Below are 17,487 nucleotides of genomic sequence, written 5' to 3'. Positions count from 1 at the left end.
ATTAGTTTGCTTCGCCTTCGTCTATCAAGCGCTCAGACTCGCTGTCTAAAAAGTCCTCAATAGAGTCCGAGTCGTCGATATTGAGATTTTCAAAATCGGAGGCACTCAGCGACAAACCTAAGACCATCATGCCAAGGAAAAACAAAATGACTAACAACAAGAGAGCATTGACAATATGATTGAGCACAAGCCCTGTGATGGCTAGGCCCCTGCCCGGCTGCTCAGGTGAGCTTCGCTTGATCTGGCTAAGGGCGATGTGCCCGCAAATTGCGCCCGGAATGGAGGATAAAAAACCGCAGGCGACTAGGCTCAAACAGCCCAGCACTAATGAAGTAATGGCCAGTGAGTTGGTTGACTGCACCGGACGTGGCTGATAGATCGTACTCCCCGGAGCATAAGCATGGCCACTAACGGGAGTCTGATAGGGAGAAGCTGCCGAAGTAGGCACGGCGGATCCGCTAGAAATGGATCCAGCTGGCGGGTCTAATTTGCCCGCCGGAGGAATTGTCTGCGAAGGAGGAGGACTGGCCAGCTGGGAAATTTTACCAATTTCCAGCCATTCGGCCATTCCATCCGTCCAAGCGAGATCGTTAGGTGATAATTCAGCTCGTGCCAGCATTGAGGAAAGTTCCTCTTGGCTAACTGGTCCGAGCTGTTGTTGGTCTTTAGCGTAATACCAATGGCTCATAGCTGATGAATACTACGCTAATTCAAACTAATACTTACTTATTTGGGTAGACTTCTTCTTCAAGAGTCATGCCGTTGATTTCGTAACCACCGTCGACGTAGATTGTCTGACCAGTGATACCGCCAGCTCCGTCAGTAGCGAGGAACAGGCTAGTTGCACCAATTTCCTCGAGCGTACAAGTACGGCCAAGTGGAGCAAATTTTTCGTAATGCTTGAGCATGAGGTTAAGGCCACCGATGCCGCGAGCAGCAAGTGTATTAACTGGCCCAGCGCTAACGCAGTTGACGCGGATGTTTTTGGCACCGAGGTCAGCAGCGAGGTAGCGAGTGCTGGCTTCGAGGCTAGCTTTAGCAACACCCATCACGTTGTAACGTGGAATAACTTTAGCAGCACCGTAGTAGCTCATCGCAAGGATGCTACCACCGCTAGGCATCATAGTCTCAGCGCGCTGAGCGATGGCAACTAGTGAATAAGCACTGATGTCGTGAGCGATTGAGTACGCCTCACGAGAAGTTTCGATGAATGGGTTTTCCAGAGCTTCGCGTGGCGCGAATGCTACGGCATGCAGAACGATATCGATTGTGTCGGAATGCTTCTTCACATTTTCGAAGAATTCATCCAACTCAACATCACTACTCACATCACAGGGATAGACAGGAATATCTTCGGACAAAGATTGAGCAATTTTAGCAACGCTATCTTTGTTGCGCTCACCTTGGTAATTCAAAATCAAATTCGCTCCAGCATCATGCCAGGCCTTAGCCACAGCATAAGCAATGCTACGCTTATTTGCTACGCCGAAAACTACGGCCGTCTTCCCGCTTAAAGGTTGATAACTCATCGCGGCCAATCATTACCAAATCGCTCAAAACTTCAACCCCCAAATCGCTTACTTATTCTTCTACATGAATAATTCATGTTCAGATTGAATTTTCAGCTCCTAGCTTGACCCTCCCACCAACTAGCCCTAAACTACTCTTTTGTCTGCACTTAGACAAAATAAACCAACCCCCAAAAACAATGCAACTTAGTCTTCACTCAGTAGGTGAATTCTTGGCTCACCCCCACATTTTCCCCGCCAAGAAAAAGGAATGGTATCTCATGCACCAAAATGAACAATTTGGCCCATTCTCAGAACAGCAGCTGAAACGAAAATTTCACCATCGCCAATTATATGAAGAAGTTATGGTTTGGCGCGACGGCATGCACGGATGGGTGCCAGCGACTTCGCTGGGAAACTTCAAACCAGCACCGCACTCAAATAGCCACAAAGTCTACCTGAAAGATAAAGTTGGCTACGAGAGCTTGTGCATCGACTACGGTGGCATCGGCAGGTTTTCTTACAATGCCTACCTTTGTCTTATTCTTCCCGCGCTGGTTTATGCCATGATGGTTTGGTCACCAGCTAATCAGCTGATTTTCTACGCTGGTGTGGCAGCCATTGTCGCCGTCAGCTTGATGGTGTGCGCCAGCCGGCTGCAGAACTTAGGATATACCCGCAAAGCCAACATCGGCTTATTGGTGCCAATTTATAACCTCTACCTGCTGATGCACATGATCTGCTCGCCCACTGGCTACCTGCAAGTTCCGCGGCATAGTTTTCTGGAAATCGTCGGCAAGCTGGCATTTTGGCTCGCCGTCTTCTGGCTGGGTCTGCAGCTAGCGGCTCACCCGCTGGTGCAAGGATGGATCCACTACGTTCCCAGCCTGTAGAGATCAATGGTAGACTTGATTGGCATGCCAGCTAGCTGGACCATTTCCAGCTGGCTGGCGGCGCTTGTGTCTATGGCCACCTGCGATTGGCTTAAAAGATTCGACTTTCCCCGCACGCACATTAGGCTAGCCAATCGATGCCTGCGGCGCTAGCTCAGAGCATCAAAGCAGAGAGCTCAGCGAATCCATGTCATTCACACTTCTAAAGACCGATAGCAAAACCAAAGCGCGGCGTGGCCGACTCGTCACCCCGCATGGCACCATCGAGACGCCTATTTTCATGCCAGTAGGCACACAGGGCATGGTGAAAACACTACACCCAGAGGAAGTCGAGCTGCTGGGTGCGCAGATTATTTTGGGCAATACCTACCACCTTAACTTACGCCCAGGGCTGGATGTGATTGAGAAATTTGGCGGTTTGCATGGATTTTCTACTTGGGACAAACCTATCCTCACCGACTCTGGTGGCTTTCAGGTCTGGTCTTTAGCCAAGCTGCGCAAGATCACTGAAGAAGGCGTGCGTTTTTCCAACCACATCGACGGCGCCAAGATGATGTTCACGCCAGAGTTCAGCATGCAGATTCAGTCGGTGCTCGGCTCAGACATTGCTATGCTTTTTGACGAATGTCCGCCGTACCCGTGTGATGAGAAATACGCTACTGAATCACTCGAGCTGACCACCCGCTGGGCGCAGCGATGCAAAGACTGGGTGGTAGCTAACGAACCAAAATCAGGCAATGGCAAGCAGATGCACTTTGGCATCGTCCAGGGCAGCATCTACGCCGACTTGCGTGAGCGCTCAGCTAAAGAGCTGGTCGCCATGGACTTCGACGGTTACGCCATCGGCGGCGTTTCCGTGGGCGAGCCCGAGCACGAGATGTTCCGCGCAATTGAAAATGCCACCCCTCACCTGCCAGCTGACAAACCACGCTACGCGATGGGACTCGGCACACCGCCGCAGCTGCTGGAAATGATTGGCCAAGGCGTTGATATGTTTGACTGTGTGCTGCCAACTCGAGTCGCCCGTCACGGACTGGCGTACACACTCGACGGCCCAATCCACATCAAAAATAAACAATTTGAGTTCGACGAGCGCCCGCTGTGTGAAACCAGCCACCCGCACGTTGCAAGATTTTCTCGTTCATTCATCCGCCACCTATTCAGAAGTAAGGAATTACTAAGCGCACGCTTGCTATCGTTCCACAACTTGCACTTCTTCCTAGGCCTGATGGCAGACGCGCGCGCGGCGATTGAAGCCGACCGCTTCACTGAGTTCAAAGATGCGTTTAATGCGCGTTATCATGCAAAATCGTAGATTTGCCCAACGTAGTCGACTCGTTGAGTCCACACGGGCGCATGGAAATCATCAGTTTGAGATTGCTTTCCTCGCGTAACCAGCATTTTCTTTTGCGCCTCAATCACATGGCGGGAGGACGTGTGCACGCGTATTCCCAGCTGAACTAACCAATTTAAAATAACACTACTAAGTATATGAGCATGATCATCTCAACACTAGCCCAAGGCCAACAGGGAGACCCAACCAACACATTCATCATGATGATTGTTATGGTTGTTATCATGTGGGTTGTATTATTCCGCCCACAGCAAAAACGCCAAAAGGAACTGCGCCAGCGCGTCGAGGCGATGAAAAAAGGTGATAAAGTCGTCACCGCAGGAGGCATGCACGGCATCGTTCACAGCATTGGCGAGCTCACCGTTTCTGTAAAAGTAGCTGAAGGCATTAATGTCGAATTTGATAAGACTGCCATCGCCAGCATCCCTAGCGCTGAAAAAGCCGCTCAGAAAGGCGCAAAAAAATAATTTTTGCCCATCATACACACTTTCCAGCTAGCCGCAGGCCTCACAAACTGCTATGTGGTCAGCTCATCTGGATAAATCAACCAGCAATCATTGCTAATCACACATGACAATAGCTAACACATTCTCCGGTGACGGACTGATGATCTTCCTTTCAGGACTCTTGCTCCTTGGGTTGTTCTTCTGGTACTTCGCTACCGAGATTCAAAAACGCAAACGTAATCTGGGCACCATCATCGTGGCCATGATCGCCGTCTTCTCCATCTTTGCCGTGATCCCACCGACTTCTAGTCAAATGGGCGACCTCTTCTCAGGCAAAAAGTCCTTCAATGAAGCCTCATCCCTTAAAGGTGGTATTGATTTGGTTGGTGGATCCTCATTCACTCTGCGCGTTCAGCCAAATACCGACGAAGCAGGCAAACCTGTGCCGCTCACAGCTGACGCGGTGACGCAAGCGATTCTCACCATCGAGAAGCGCCTCAACAGCATGGGTACTGAAGATCTCATTATCCAGCAGCAAGGTGCCGACCGCATCATCGTGCAAATGCCAGGTGTGGAACCAGGCCGTGCCGAAGAAATTCGCACCGTGCTCGAGCAAGTGGCGAAGCTGGAAATCCGTCTGGTTCACGAAGAATCAAGCACGCTAGCTCCAGAAGTAGCTGCTGATCCAGAAACCAACATCATCCCAGGCTACAAACTCTACCAGTACAAGAATACTGACAGAGATGGTCGCGCGATAACTGAAGACCTACTTCTCAGAAACCGTATCGTTATTGATGGTTCCTACATCACCCGCGCTCAAGCACTCTATGGTGCTGACGCTGGCCAAATTGCAGTAGAGCTCAATGGCGAAGGTGGCGACCTCATGTTTGCTACCACACGTGCAGCCAACATCGGCCACACACGTATGGCTATCGTTCTCGATGGCGAAGTTCTCTCAGCTCCATCCATCAATGGTGTCTTTGGTTCTTTATTCCAGATCTCTGGCATGGACTCCATCGAAGAAGCACAGGCGCTGTCCTCAGCTCTGATGAACCCGCTGAAAAACCCACTGCAGGTAGACGAGATGCGCTCAGTATCCGCTAGCCTCGGTGCTTCTACCGTCAGCCAAGGTATCTACGCAGGTATTGCAGGTCTCTTGCTGACCATGATCTTTGTGCTGATCTACTACAGATTCGCTGGTGTGATCGCCCTTCTCGGCCTCACTCTCAACGTCATTATCCTGTTCGGAGCCATGGCTCTGTTTGGCTTCACCTTCACCCTTCCAGGTATTGCAGGTATCATCCTGACAATTGGTATCGCCGTTGATGCTAACGTTCTCATCTACGAACGTCTGCGTGAAGAACTCGCCAATGGCAAGTCACTCAAAAACGCTATCGAAGTGGCTTACGAAAAAGCATTCTCAGCGATTTTCGACGCCAACATCACCACCCTGATCACTGCTTGTATCCTTTTCTGGCGTGCTTCAGGTACTGTGAAAGGTTTCGCCGTGACACTGACAATTGGTATCATCGCATCCATGATCGCAGCGCTGCTGTTCACTCGCGTACTCTTCTGGTGGGCGGCTGACGCCAAGCTGCTCAAGGACAAGATGACCTTCCTCAATGTCATTCCTAAGCGTAAGTTCGACTTCCTCAGCAAGCGCCGTATCGCCGCTATGATTTCAGGAGTTCTTCTCCTCGGCAGTGTCTGCGGCGTAGGTGTCAAAGGTAACAGTGCGCTCGGTATCGACTTCACTGGTGGTACCATCATCCACTTCGACCTCGGCGAAGACCACATCCTCGCTGAAGAAGCTCAGAGCAAACTCAATGCTCTCGAATTGACTCAATCTGTAACCGCTCTGGAAGAGACCACTAACGTTGGCCTCAACATCCTCTCAGTTCGCTGTGCAACAGCTGACACAGACAAGGTCATCGAGTTCATGCAGGCTAACTACGACGAAATCGCTACCGACCACCAGCCGGACCAAGATACGGTGAGTGCTACTATGGGTAGAGAATTCCTCATCACCGCGCTTAGCGCGCTGGGCATTGGCCTCATTGCTATCCTCATCTACATCACCCTGCGCTTTGAGTTCTCATTCGCACTCGGTGCTTGTGCCGCTCTGTTCCACGATTTGGTCATCACCTTGGGCATCATCGTTCTCACAGGCGGAGAGCTTACATTGATCCACGTTGGTGCCTTCCTCACCATCGCCGGTTACTCAATTAACGATACCATCGTTGTATTTGACCGTATTCGTGAGGAACTGCGCAACCAAGAAGATGGCGGCATCAAAGATGTCATGAACTTCGCCATCAACGCGACGCTCTCACGTACCGTGCTGACATCATTCACCACATTCGTGGCTGTTCTGGTGCTCTTCATCTTCGGTGGTGAAGGTCTGCGCGACTTCTCATACACCATCATGATTGGTGTGCTCATCGGTACTTACTCATCCATCTTCATCGCTGCACCAGTCGTCTACGTCTGGAGCCGCCGCAAAGGTGGTGACCTCCGTGCTGAGATCACCAAACACGATGACGACGACGAGCTCGAAGGCATCGAAAAAGAAGTGCCTGAAAAAGCTTAATCGCCAATTCATCACAATTTACCAAGCCTCGCTGGATTTCCAGCGAGGCTTTTTTTGTTCTCATATCCCCAGCTCACCCTATTATTAAACGCTCGATATTGAGCAAACTGTTATTCTCACTTGAGTCAATCCGCTAGATTCGTTAGAAATCTAGCAAGAACACAAATACAAATACTCACATGTTAAAATTCCTTCTACCACTATTAATCATCCTCCAGCTGAGTCACGCCATTGCCGGGAAAAAGAAAACCTCCGTGCCGCTGGACGAATTGATTAATTTCCCAAGCAACTGGGAAATGACGAGTGAGGAATTTGAGCAAGAATTCGCTAAGGGAAAATCGAAATATTACAAATGGCTCACCGCGGACAAATCACGCGCAAAGATGAACAGCATCACCCATAGTAATGGGCAAATCGTTCTCAACCTGTTTGATAAAAAACTCAAAGTCGAAGAAGTCATTGTCGATTTTGCTGATGATAAACTCAACCTCGTCACCTTCTCAATCTACAACCGCGGTGACATGGGCGAAATCTCCAGCGACAAACTCAACGAAATCTACATGCTCACTGGTAAAAGCATGGGCGAAGCGCTGCAATGCAGGCCTAACCAACGCAAAGCAGATCCTAGAAACGGGCTACTCACCGAAGGATACAGCTGGAATTCTCCCAAAGGCATCGCCCTGCTCGAATACAACGAGGGCGCACTAGGATCACAAACACCCGAATTTTTGCGTCTCCGAGTCGCCAATAAATCTGCCCGCAGCGGGCTGGCTGCCTCCATGCTCAACTCCCGTGGTGGCGCATCTATCAAATCATCTAAACTCAAAGATTTCCTCGTCGAAGACAAGGAAGGCAACGTCTTCATCAAGGGCATTCCTATGGTTGACCAGGGCCGCAAAGGATACTGTGTGGTCGCCTCCGTACAGCGGTTATTTGAACATTTTGGCATTGGCGCAGACATGCACCAACTCGCTCAAATCACCAATGCCGACCCGCAGATGGGAACCAATACATTAAAAATGGCAGACGCACTCGGCGACATCGATTACCGATTCAAAACCAGACTCAAAATCATTGGCATGATGGGGTCTAACGGGCGCATGGTCACTGTTGATCAAAAACGCGATGTCTACTACCAAGGCAAAGAGCTAGACGAACGCCGTGTCCTCAAAGCTATCCGCGACTCTATCAACATCGGCGTGCCATTGCTCTGGTCGCTCGAGCTAGGCAAATACCAAGAAGAACCTAACTTGAACCCACAAACACAAGGCGGCCACATGAGAATCATCATCGGCTACAACGATGACCAAGAGAAAATCATCTTCAGTGATTCATGGGGCGCTGGCCACGAATTCAAAACCATGAAAATGCGCGACGCCTACCACGCCACCAAGGGGCTCTTCACCCTCAAGCCGACCGTGAATTAAACTTCTCAGCTGGCTGGAGCTCCTCCGCAAAATGACAAAAACTTAAATTTTCACAATGAATGAACGAAACAGCTGAAATGCTTATCAAGGAAGGTTTTTCCTTCACGGCAAATTATGTAGATGAACGATATATAATGTCAGGCTGTACCGTGGATGACTTGGACAGAGTATCTAAGGCTGTATGGTTAATATCATGGTTTCTCATGGATATTAATGGCACGGGTATAGACCTGTATATCGTAGGAGCTGGCGGAGATCACTTCCCAGAGTTCATGAACATTCTTGATGAAATAGGAGCTGAAGGTTCTAGGCTCAAGCTAGCTAGCGTTTGTGGAATTTTTCCAGATGGGCAGTTTCCTGAATCTCAAGAGGATCGTGAAGATATATTTTATAAGTTCATGGAGGAGCGGCCTGAGGAATACGAGTTGTTGACCAGAGATGTAGACGAGTTCTTCAGCTCAGGTGAAGAGATGCTGGGCACTATGTACGTCGAGTACATAAGAAGAACTATACGCTAGAAAGCACAACTGAACTTCCCAAAGTTCCAGCCAGTAGGCACTCCTCATTGATAGCTAGCTGACTCACAAGTTGTAAACACTGAGCCTAGCTCGCAGCCAAAGGCACTTTCGCCTCAAGCCAAGCGTGACTTGAACTTCCCAGCTAGCTGGAGATTCACTATCGACTGCAGCTGGCGTATTTGTTAGCTTTCATTTTCATCATGCAAAATAGTTCAGACGAAGCCATGTATACCACGCCCAGCGCCGACCCAAGCGTGGAGCGGCTATGCCCGCAGTGCGGCAAGGCGATGGAATTTGGCCACCTGATCTCCAGCTCGAGCATACGCTGGATGGGCGAGTCGCAGTCAAAGGCACGCAAAATGCTTCTTGGCGGCGTGCCCATTTCAGAAAAAACACCCTTGCTGCGCAGCAAACATGCCGCTGAGCATTGCCCGTCGTGCGGGCTGTACTTGATGCAGAAGTAAATCGCTAAACAGCTGGATCATTCGCACAGCGGGGAGAAATAAAAATTTCATGTTCAAGCTGGCCGATCTGTGATTTTCTCAGCGCACTATGAGCGACATCCAAGATATCGACATCACCATCAAAACCAACAAGGGCGCCATCAAACTCACTATGTTTGCAGCTGACATGCAAGTGACTTGCGCCAGCTTCCTTAACCTGGCGAGCAAAGGATTCTACGACGGCATCGTTTTCCACCGCGTGATCGCAAACTTCATGATCCAAGGTGGCGATCCAACTGGTACAGGCATGGGCGGCCCAGGCTACAAGTTTGAGTGCGAATGCAAGCCAGCTGAGTACAAACACGACAAAGCAGGTATCCTCTCAATGGCCAATGCTGGACCAAACACTAACGGTTCACAGTTCTTCATCACACACGGCCCTACTCCACACCTCGACGGTCGCCACACAGTATTTGGCGCGGTTACTGAAGGTCAGGACGTTGTTGATTCTATCGCTCAAGGCGACAAGATCGAGTCTATCGAAATCCACGGTTCTACTGACGCGCTCTTTGCTGCACAGGCTGACCGCATCGCTGAGTGGAACAAGGCACTTGCCTAACTTTCCAGCCAGCTGGATCTATGCCAGCTAGATTTCCGAGCACTCGGGGGAATGATTCCCTCGGGTGCTTTTTTGTGCCTGCATATAAGGCTAAGGCGCAATCGTTAAGCCCCGCTATAACACCAAACTGGCGTTTCCTATTTCAAACAATGTTTTACGGTTCTAGAATTGACTAAAGCATGAATTTTAACAAATAAGCGCCCGCCACCACAACGATTTAGTCAACCCCACTTGATTAGAAAATTGTACCCCCAAATAAGAAACCTAAGCTATTGAGGCTATCATGAGGTGCAAGTTCCCTTTTGCTCTAATTCATAAAAATAGACAGTCAATATAGACGAAGGCTTCGAATTTACAACTTCATCTAATCAAAGTTAATGAAAGAATATGCAATCATACTCTTGGTAGGTTTGTTTTCGCTTAGCTGTCTAGCAATTACAAATGCCGCGACCATAACGGTAACCAACGTTCAGCTATCTAATAACAGAGACAACGGCACCGCAGCTAGTGACGGCGGCTTGATTCCTAGCAATACAAGAGCCATTGGCATCGACTACCTTGATATTAGTGACGATGACGAAAGATCAGAAGATACCACGGTGGAGACTTTGTCGGCAGCCTTCCAGCAAGCAGGTGAAACATCTACTTTCAACCGACGCCGCGACTGCAGAGCGTCGAACTCAGACGACCCCGGAAGATTTGATTTTTCCGCAAATATAGAAATGGTAGAAAATGACCCACTTCATGGTGATAATGTTTACCTCATTATCGGCAGCGAAGACTGCGAAGACAGCTTCAATGAAATGAAGGAGGTCCTTTTATATAAATTTGAAACTACCCAGCTTTTTTCTGAAGGCGCCACCAACCACCTTGCTGCAAATAGCTATCGGCAAAAAAACACCGTCGCCGAATTGTTAGTTTCAGATATCCGCTACAAGAGCCAGCAAAACGACGATGGTCAGCTGACCTTACGGCTGGCTGCCATCCCTGTTCCTGAGCCAACAAGCATGAGCTTGCTAACGCTGGGTGGGATCGCGCTGATTTTGCGCCACCGTGCCTAGCTGATAGAACTTCTCCAGCCAGCTGGATGGATTCCAGCTAGATTTGCGAGCACTCGGGGGATTGATTCCCTCGAGTGCTTTTTTCTGCCCATAATCCTAGCTGATTGAGCTACAGGCAGTCTGCCCCACTATTCCTCACAACTACAAGCGTTTAACCTGTAAATAAAGTATTCTATTTCTTGATTTGACTTGTCGCCATTTTTAACAAAAAAGGAATTAGAGGTGACGCGGTTTAGTCTCACTCGCTTGCTAAAAAATTTGCATCCTCCAAGCACCAGACCAATGCACTAAGTTGTGCACTTGGAGAAAGCATCATTAAGCCAGCAAAATGCATCAGCTAGAGCAGAGATAGACAGTCTATTAATTTATATATCAAAAAATCCTATGAAATTCGCACTAAAAAATCTCTTGGTAGGTTTTGTTTTCATCACCACACTAACAACTCTTAATGCAGCCATGGTGACATTCAAAATCTACAACGCAGAAGAGGACCCATATAACACTAACCCCAAGTATAGCGGCATCGCTGACAGTAAAGACAAGCCGATGGAGGAGGGCTCAGGCGTCATTGGTATCGGTTATTTTGGTATCGCGGACGATGAAATCGAAGACAAAGAGACCACCATTAAGACGCTCGCCGAACATTTCCATCAAGTTGGCGAAACCTCAGCTTTCGGATATGATGGAGAAACCGCTAGAGATGGCAATCCTGGTTTATATAACTTCACAACAGAGCAAGACATAACAAAAGGCGATGGCTTTTATGGAAAAAGTATCTATTTGTTTATCGGCAATGGAAGTACTTTTGAGTCCTCTTCAGAAGTCTTGATTTACAAATATAGAGCATCCGTGTTCCATGATCAGGCTGGCTCCACATTGGATCTATCAGAATACTCTGTTGATGAGGAAAACACTGTTGGTGAGTTATTAGTAGGCGAGCAAAAGTATATCTCTGATCTAAACTACGGTTACGGGCAATCATTCCAGCTGGAGGCTAGGGATTCTGTTAATCCTATCCCTGAGCCAACAAGCATGAGCTTGTTAGCGCTGGGCGGAATCGCGCTGATTAGACGTCGCCGCGGCTAGCTGATAGAACTTCTCCAGCCAGCTGGATCTAGTCCAGCTAGATTTGCGAGCACTCGGGGTAATGATTCCCTCGAGTGCTTTTTTTTTCCGCTGCTTAGCCCGCTGGCTAACATCTATCAGCCAAAAAGCCTGCATTGACAATGCAGATAGATGCGCTTTGCTAGCAGCATGATTTTCTTACTCTCACCCGCTAAGACACTCGACTACGAATCCCCACTTCCCGAGCTGACCGCCAGTATGCCGAGCTTTCTCGACGACTCGGAGGTTCTAGCCAGCCAGCTGGCTGAGTATGCGCCGGAGCAAATCTCCGCGCTGATGAAAGTGTCAGAGAAAATCGCCGAGCTCAATGCTGGCCGCTTCGAGCAATGGCACAAAAACTACACCGCGCCAAAAGGTCGCCCAGCTATCTTTGCGTTCAAAGGTGATGTCTACCAAGGGCTCGACGTCGCCAGCTGGAATGCCGACGAGCTGGCCAGCGCGCAGTCGCAGATTCGCATTCTTTCAGGCCTTTACGGCATGTTGCGCCCGCTGGATTTGATGCTGCCTTATCGTCTAGAAATGGGCACCAAGCTGGAAAATGAGCGCGGGGCGAATTTGTACAAATTCTGGGGCAGCCAGCTGACGGACGCGCTCAATGCCGAACTCGCAGGCCAAAGCAACCCAGCGGTGGTCAATCTGGCATCCAACGAATATTACAAAGCGATTCAGCCAAAAAACTTGCAAGCTCCCATCATCACGCCGGTCTTTAAGGATGAGAAAAATGGCAAATTCAAAATCATTTCATTCTACGCCAAGAAAGCGCGCGGGCTGATGGCGGCGTGGGCCATCCGCAATAAAATCACCGATCCCGCTGAGCTAAAAAACTTCTCTGAAGCTGGCTACGTCTACGATGCAGCGTCTAGCAAGGACGGCCAGCTAGTCTTCCTCAGAGCTGAGCAATAGCCCTCAAACTAGCGAAATTGATCGTCATTTTGCGAGCCCGCTGACTTCCAGCGGGCTCTTTTTTTCGCAACTTTTCCATCTGTATGACCGTTAATATAATGTTAAGCTAAATTATTCACCCGCCCATTAGCCCCACTGAGCCACCCACCTCTGTACAATGGATACCCTAAAATTCACCCAACAGGCACTCGCCCTGTCTCTCATATTCATCCAGCCGCTGCAGCTGCATGCGGAGATGGCCAACAGCAAAGTGACCGAGCACGTTCTCAACCTCGACTTGCTGATGGAAAAGGCCAACCAGCGCGATCAAGTCACCGCCAACGCGCTGATCGATGACGCCACCTTTTTGCGCCGCGCGTACATCAATATCATTGGTCGCATTCCCACCCACCAAGAAGCCAAGCAGTTTTTAACTGACCCAGACGTGGATAAACGCGTCAGTCTAGTCAACCAGCTCGTCGGCTCAGCGGGAATGAATAGCCACCTCTTCAACATGTGGGCTGATTTGCTGCGGGTGAAAACCAACCCCGGCGGCGGCCAAAGCAGCGGGCTGGCGTGGAACCTGTGGCTGCGCGACGCTGTGGAAAATAATATGCCCTACGATGAAATGGTGCGCGAGATGCTCAAGGCGTCTGGCCACGCTGCGGAAAATGCAGCGGTTGGTTATTACCTACGCGACCGCAACATGCTGTTGGATAATATGAGCAATACCGTGCAGATTTTCTTAGGTAACCGCATTGGCTGCGCCCAGTGCCACGACCATCCATTCGAGAACATGACGCAAAAAGAGTACTTCCAGATGGCTGCCTTTGCCGCTGGCACCGAGTACCGCAGCGAGAAAGCCAAAGATCAAGTCGCCGCCATGGTGAAAAGCCAACGGCCCAATGTCGGTAACGCGCCTAAAGCTAGTAAAGGGCAAAACTCCAATGGCGCGCGCGGCAGCAAAGTGCTCTACAAAAATTTCTCCTCATTATTTAAAGATGTGCAGAAGGATGCGATTTATGAAAATCCAAGCAAAGCACTCAAACTGCCAGCCGACTACAAATACAACGACGGTGAGCCTGGAGAAAAAGTCACCCCAGCGGTGCTGTTTGGCAATAATCCAGCTGATTTCCAGCCAGAACATAGACGCGCAGTATTTGCCGACTGGCTGAGCGCGCGCGACAATCCCTATTTCACCACCGTCTACGTCAACCGGCTGTGGAGCCATGTGTTTGGCCGCGGCATCGTCGAGCCGCTAGATGACTGGACTGAGACAACGAAGATTTCCCACCCCGAAGTGCTCAACTACCTCGCGGAGCTAGCCAAGTCTAGCAACTACGATACACGCGAAATCCTCCGTGTGCTCTACCACACGCAGCTGTTCCAGCGCCACGCCAATGGCGACGAACCACCAATGGGACAAGCATTTCACTGGGCAGGACCGCCGCTGCGGCGCCTATCCGCTGAAGAATTGCGCGATTCTCTAGTCACTCTGAATGCCGGCAATGTAGATAATGTACGCAACCAGAAGATGCTGCAAAAATGGCAAACCAACCAGCAGACAGCGCTGCAGCTGTTGCACGGCCAGCCAGATGAGCTGGTAAAAATCGACGCCGCCTACGACAAATCTGAAGAAGAAAAACGAGCCGTTCAGCGTGAGACTCGTGCCCTACAGCTGGAGGCCCAAGATGCCCGCAAAGCAGGTGACATGAAAAAGGCCAGCTTGCTGATGCAGCAAGTCGCCGCCAAACGCAAAGCCTACAAACGAAAACTCAAAGAGCAGAGCGAAGAAAGTATGGCCAGCTCAGTCAGCATGATGGGCATGACCTATCAGGGGAAACCTGAAAAAGCCGCCTTCATGAGAAGCTCTGAGCTGCCCACACCACACCATCCAGGTGAGTTTTTGCGCAACTTCGGCGCCTCTGACCGCATGACACCAGACGCTGGCCATACCCAAGCATCAATCCCACAATCGCTCACTTTGATGAATGGCAGTGAAATCCGCAATTTCGCCAGAAATAGCAAAAATTTCACCCATGAGCTCAACCAGCAGGAGTCGCCCGCCGATCAGCTAGACATGTTATTTCTCTCCATCTATGCCGCCTACCCTAGCGAATCTGAGCGGCTGGATTTCTCCCCCTATCTGCAAAACCCTAAAAACAGCAAACAAAGGGAGTCGCTCGTCAGAGCCATGCTGACCTCCAAGCGCTTCCTCTTTGTCCAATAATTACCTACTGCCACGATGAATGCCAACCAGCTCAACCAACTCTCACGCCGAGCCTTCCTAGCCAGAACGGCAAAAACCTGCTTTGGCGTCAGCATTGCCGCCTCAGCCTCATCATTATTTGGCGAGGGCGCCGCGCCACCACCACAAGCAGCCACCGCCAAACATGTCATTTTCCTCTACATGAGCGGCGGCATGTCGCACATCGATACGCTCGACCCCAAACCTGACGCGCCCGAAAAATACACTGGCCCAGCTAAGGCCATCAGCACCGCCGTAGACGGCATCCAGCTAGGCGCCTGTCTGCCATTGCTCGCCGCGCAGATGGACAATGTTTGCCTGCTGCGCTCACTCACCACCACTCAAGGGGCGCACGCGCAGGGCAACTACGCCATGCATACCTCCTACGAGCCACGCGGTAGCATCGTGCATCCAGCTAATGGCGCGTGGGTCAACTATTTGTCGCCGGAGAGCAAATCCACGCTGCCAAACTACATCACCGTGCATACGGGCAACAAACACCCCGGCGCGGGATTTTTTGATCCCTCCTATTCGCCGCTGCCCATTGGCGATGCCAATAGCGGCATCAAAAATGCCAAACTCAATGGCACCAGCGAGGCCGATTTTCACCAACAAGTCGACCTGCGCCACAAGCTTGACGCTCCCTTTGATGAACAATTTCACAGCGGCTACCGCGATGTGCGCGCGTACAACGAGATGTTTGACGCCGCCATCAAGCTGATGAAAAGCGAAGACCTCGAGGCATTCGACCTCAGCCAAGAATCTGACGCAACCCAGAAACTCTACGGCAGTGGACGGTTCGCCCGTGGCTGCCTACTCGCCCGCCGGCTCGTCCAGCGCGGCGTGCGCTTCATCGAAGTTTCTAACGGCGGGTTTGACTGGCACGCTGACAATTTCAACCTCATGGACCTGAAAATGCCAGAGGTCGACCAAGGGCTCGCCGCACTGCTCCATGACCTGAAAACTCTCGGGCTGCTCGACGAAACTCTAGTTGTGCTCACCACCGAATTTGGCCGCTCGCCGGAAGTCAACGGCAACGCTGGCCGCGGTCATTATCCAAAAGCATTCAGCGGATTAATCGCTGGCGGAGGTGTCAAAGGTGGCACCGTCTATGGTGGTACCAGTGAATTTGGCCACGAGGTCGCTCATGAGGCTGATAAGATTCACCCTGATTCACTTAACGCCACAATTGGCTACGCTATGGGTGTCCCCTACGATAAAGTCATTATGTCTCCTACCAAGCGGCCATTTAAAATGTCAGGCAGAAAAGGTCAGCCACTCACATCGATATTTAATCACACCTGATAATAAGGGTCTATAGTGCCTATCACTCGTAATTTAATTGAATCGTTTTAGTTACACGATAGCCATAAGTTATTGATTTTTAACCATAAAAAGCTCATACCTGAAAAGTAATTTGCACCCGTGAAAAAACTCAATGTAAACGGTTGCATCGTTGTCATCTAGCGCTATATTACAAATCTCAGCGAGCAAAGCTTCGCTGCCGCAGGAAAGAAATCTCTTGATTTTAACAAAAAAACCATGCCAGAATGGAAACAACAAATTTTCATTGGCGAAAACATCCTCAGAGATAAAATGAGCACACCAAAACGAACATACAGCGCCCCAGCATTAGAAAAGGGCCTCAATATTCTTGAAACCCTAGCCAAAGAGGCAACTCCACTGAGCCAGACAGAAATTGCCCGTAAACTAGGAAGAAGTAATAGTGAGATTTTCCGAGTTCTCGAAGTGCTTAATAAGCAGGGCTATATCACCCGTGATCCTGAGACTGGCTGCTATCAAATGTCACTCAAGATGTTTAGCTTAGCACACATGCACATTCCGCTGCGCCAGATCTTAGATGCATCACGCCGCCCAATGCGCAAATTTGCCAAAGAAATGGACGCCTCAGTCCACCTCAGCATCATCTACGAAGATCAACTCCTAGCCATCGCTCAAGAGTTGCCACAGAAGAGCATCAGTTTGTCCGTTGAAGTAGGTAGCATGCAGCCACCAATGGAAACTCTCTCAGGTAGAATTCTCCTGCTTGAGCTGGCGAGACGCAACAACGAGCGCTCACCACGTGTTGGCAAAAAAATGACCGCAGTCGAAGGTGGCAATGACGAGATTTTCCGCGCCGAGAGTAGCTTCCACGAGAGCGTTACTGACTACAGCATCCTGCTTCCACTCGCCGAGCGCCCAGTCGCTCTAGCAGTACCTAGCATGAAGCTGAAAAAGAAGAAGATCGACGAAGAAGAAATCTGCAAGTTGCTCTTCCAGTGCCGCGATGAAATCTATGCTAACTTAGGCCTAGACTAAGCGACACACCCAAACATTTTTTCCGAGCCTCACCATCGCACAGTGGTGAGGCTT

16 protein-coding genes are annotated in these 17,487 nt (G+C 50.1%); 14 read left to right on the top strand and 2 right to left on the bottom strand.

Annotated features, from left to right (window positions below):
* Position 1: 1 nt before the first annotated feature.
* Together JIN82_RS00675 and JIN82_RS00670 are read right to left on the bottom strand one after the other, a co-directional pair.
* Positions 2–688 carry a DUF4190 domain-containing protein gene (locus JIN82_RS00675; RefSeq protein ID WP_200309691.1) on the bottom strand — a complete coding sequence of 229 codons (687 nt, stop codon included), beginning with the start codon at positions 686–688 and terminating at the stop codon, positions 2–4.
* A 34-nt stretch (positions 689–722) separates the two neighbouring features.
* Positions 723–1,529 (bottom strand): enoyl-ACP reductase FabI, encoded by an 807-nt coding sequence (locus tag JIN82_RS00670; RefSeq protein ID WP_200309689.1) that lies wholly within the window; start codon positions 1,527–1,529, stop codon positions 723–725.
* A 179-nt stretch (positions 1,530–1,708) separates the two neighbouring features.
* Between JIN82_RS00670 and JIN82_RS00665 the strand changes: the two genes are divergently transcribed.
* The 14 genes from JIN82_RS00665 to JIN82_RS00600 all read left to right on the top strand — a co-directional run bounded on the left by JIN82_RS00665 (position 1,709) and on the right by JIN82_RS00600 (position 17,433).
* Positions 1,709–2,401, top strand: a complete 693-nt coding sequence (locus JIN82_RS00665) for a DUF4339 domain-containing protein (RefSeq protein WP_200309687.1) — start codon at positions 1,709–1,711, stop codon at positions 2,399–2,401.
* Positions 2,402–2,588: 187 nt separating this feature from the next.
* A complete protein-coding gene (gene tgt, locus JIN82_RS00660; protein WP_200309685.1) occupies positions 2,589–3,716 on the top strand; it encodes a tRNA guanosine(34) transglycosylase Tgt in 1,128 nt (375 codons plus the stop codon).
* Between the two features lie 176 nt (positions 3,717–3,892).
* Complete coding sequence (yajC, locus tag JIN82_RS00655) at positions 3,893–4,222, top strand: preprotein translocase subunit YajC (protein ID WP_234041673.1); 330 nt, start codon at positions 3,893–3,895, stop codon at positions 4,220–4,222.
* 103 nt (positions 4,223–4,325) lie between these two features.
* The gene (gene secD / locus JIN82_RS00650; RefSeq protein WP_200309681.1) at positions 4,326–6,791 is read left to right on the top strand and encodes a protein translocase subunit SecD; all 2,466 of its coding nucleotides are present in this window, start codon (positions 4,326–4,328) and stop codon (positions 6,789–6,791) included.
* A gap of 179 nt (positions 6,792–6,970) precedes the next feature.
* Entirely contained in the window at positions 6,971–8,218 is a 1,248-nt protein-coding gene (locus JIN82_RS00645) for a C39 family peptidase (RefSeq protein ID WP_200309679.1), read from the top strand.
* A gap of 59 nt (positions 8,219–8,277) precedes the next feature.
* Entirely contained in the window at positions 8,278–8,736 is a 459-nt protein-coding gene (locus JIN82_RS00640) for a DMP19 family protein (protein ID WP_200309678.1), read from the top strand.
* 200 nt (positions 8,737–8,936) lie between these two features.
* A complete protein-coding gene (locus JIN82_RS00635) occupies positions 8,937–9,200 on the top strand; it encodes a PF20097 family protein (RefSeq protein WP_200309677.1) in 264 nt (87 codons plus the stop codon).
* Positions 9,201–9,288: 88 nt separating this feature from the next.
* Positions 9,289–9,798 (top strand): peptidylprolyl isomerase, encoded by a 510-nt coding sequence (locus JIN82_RS00630; protein WP_200309676.1) that lies wholly within the window; start codon positions 9,289–9,291, stop codon positions 9,796–9,798.
* Between the two features lie 377 nt (positions 9,799–10,175).
* Positions 10,176–10,859, top strand: a complete 684-nt coding sequence (locus JIN82_RS00625) for a PEP-CTERM sorting domain-containing protein (RefSeq protein WP_200309675.1) — start codon at positions 10,176–10,178, stop codon at positions 10,857–10,859.
* A gap of 384 nt (positions 10,860–11,243) precedes the next feature.
* Positions 11,244–11,945, top strand: coding sequence for a PEP-CTERM sorting domain-containing protein (locus tag JIN82_RS00620; protein WP_200309674.1), 702 nt, complete (start codon positions 11,244–11,246; stop codon positions 11,943–11,945).
* A 168-nt stretch (positions 11,946–12,113) separates the two neighbouring features.
* Positions 12,114–12,887 carry a peroxide stress protein YaaA gene (gene yaaA / locus JIN82_RS00615; protein ID WP_200309673.1) on the top strand — a complete coding sequence of 258 codons (774 nt, stop codon included), beginning with the start codon at positions 12,114–12,116 and terminating at the stop codon, positions 12,885–12,887.
* A 157-nt stretch (positions 12,888–13,044) separates the two neighbouring features.
* Complete coding sequence (locus JIN82_RS00610) at positions 13,045–15,096, top strand: DUF1549 domain-containing protein (RefSeq protein ID WP_200309671.1); 2,052 nt, start codon at positions 13,045–13,047, stop codon at positions 15,094–15,096.
* A gap of 15 nt (positions 15,097–15,111) precedes the next feature.
* Complete coding sequence (locus JIN82_RS00605; RefSeq protein ID WP_200309669.1) at positions 15,112–16,419, top strand: DUF1501 domain-containing protein; 1,308 nt, start codon at positions 15,112–15,114, stop codon at positions 16,417–16,419.
* Positions 16,420–16,656: 237 nt separating this feature from the next.
* Positions 16,657–17,433, top strand: a complete 777-nt coding sequence (locus JIN82_RS00600) for an IclR family transcriptional regulator (protein WP_200309668.1) — start codon at positions 16,657–16,659, stop codon at positions 17,431–17,433.
* Positions 17,434–17,487: the final 54 nt, after the last annotated feature.

Origin of the sequence: Persicirhabdus sediminis (assembly GCF_016595495.1) — a bacterium.
GTDB lineage: Bacteria > Verrucomicrobiota > Verrucomicrobiia > Verrucomicrobiales > Akkermansiaceae > Persicirhabdus > Persicirhabdus sediminis.
This window is presented reverse-complemented; position numbering and strand designations above follow the sequence as displayed.

Excerpts from the sequence above, each read along its gene's own strand:
- JIN82_RS00675 (WP_200309691.1), bottom strand. The coding sequence starts at position 688 with ATGAGCCATTGGTATTACGCTAAAGACCAACAACAGCTCGGACCAGTT.
- JIN82_RS00670 (WP_200309689.1), bottom strand. The coding sequence starts at position 1,529 with ATGAGTTATCAACCTTTAAGCGGGAAGACGGCCGTAGTTTTCGGCGTA.
- JIN82_RS00665 (WP_200309687.1), top strand. The coding sequence starts at position 1,709 with ATGCAACTTAGTCTTCACTCAGTAGGTGAATTCTTGGCTCACCCCCAC.
- tgt (WP_200309685.1), top strand. The coding sequence starts at position 2,589 with ATGTCATTCACACTTCTAAAGACCGATAGCAAAACCAAAGCGCGGCGT.
- yajC (WP_234041673.1), top strand. The coding sequence starts at position 3,893 with ATGAGCATGATCATCTCAACACTAGCCCAAGGCCAACAGGGAGACCCA.
- secD (WP_200309681.1), top strand. The coding sequence starts at position 4,326 with ATGACAATAGCTAACACATTCTCCGGTGACGGACTGATGATCTTCCTT.
- JIN82_RS00645 (WP_200309679.1), top strand. The coding sequence starts at position 6,971 with ATGTTAAAATTCCTTCTACCACTATTAATCATCCTCCAGCTGAGTCAC.
- JIN82_RS00640 (WP_200309678.1), top strand. The coding sequence starts at position 8,278 with ATGAACGAAACAGCTGAAATGCTTATCAAGGAAGGTTTTTCCTTCACG.
- JIN82_RS00635 (WP_200309677.1), top strand. The coding sequence starts at position 8,937 with ATGCAAAATAGTTCAGACGAAGCCATGTATACCACGCCCAGCGCCGAC.
- JIN82_RS00630 (WP_200309676.1), top strand. The coding sequence starts at position 9,289 with ATGAGCGACATCCAAGATATCGACATCACCATCAAAACCAACAAGGGC.
- JIN82_RS00625 (WP_200309675.1), top strand. The coding sequence starts at position 10,176 with ATGAAAGAATATGCAATCATACTCTTGGTAGGTTTGTTTTCGCTTAGC.
- JIN82_RS00620 (WP_200309674.1), top strand. The coding sequence starts at position 11,244 with ATGAAATTCGCACTAAAAAATCTCTTGGTAGGTTTTGTTTTCATCACC.
- yaaA (WP_200309673.1), top strand. The coding sequence starts at position 12,114 with ATGATTTTCTTACTCTCACCCGCTAAGACACTCGACTACGAATCCCCA.
- JIN82_RS00610 (WP_200309671.1), top strand. The coding sequence starts at position 13,045 with ATGGATACCCTAAAATTCACCCAACAGGCACTCGCCCTGTCTCTCATA.
- JIN82_RS00605 (WP_200309669.1), top strand. The coding sequence starts at position 15,112 with ATGAATGCCAACCAGCTCAACCAACTCTCACGCCGAGCCTTCCTAGCC.
- JIN82_RS00600 (WP_200309668.1), top strand. The coding sequence starts at position 16,657 with ATGCCAGAATGGAAACAACAAATTTTCATTGGCGAAAACATCCTCAGA.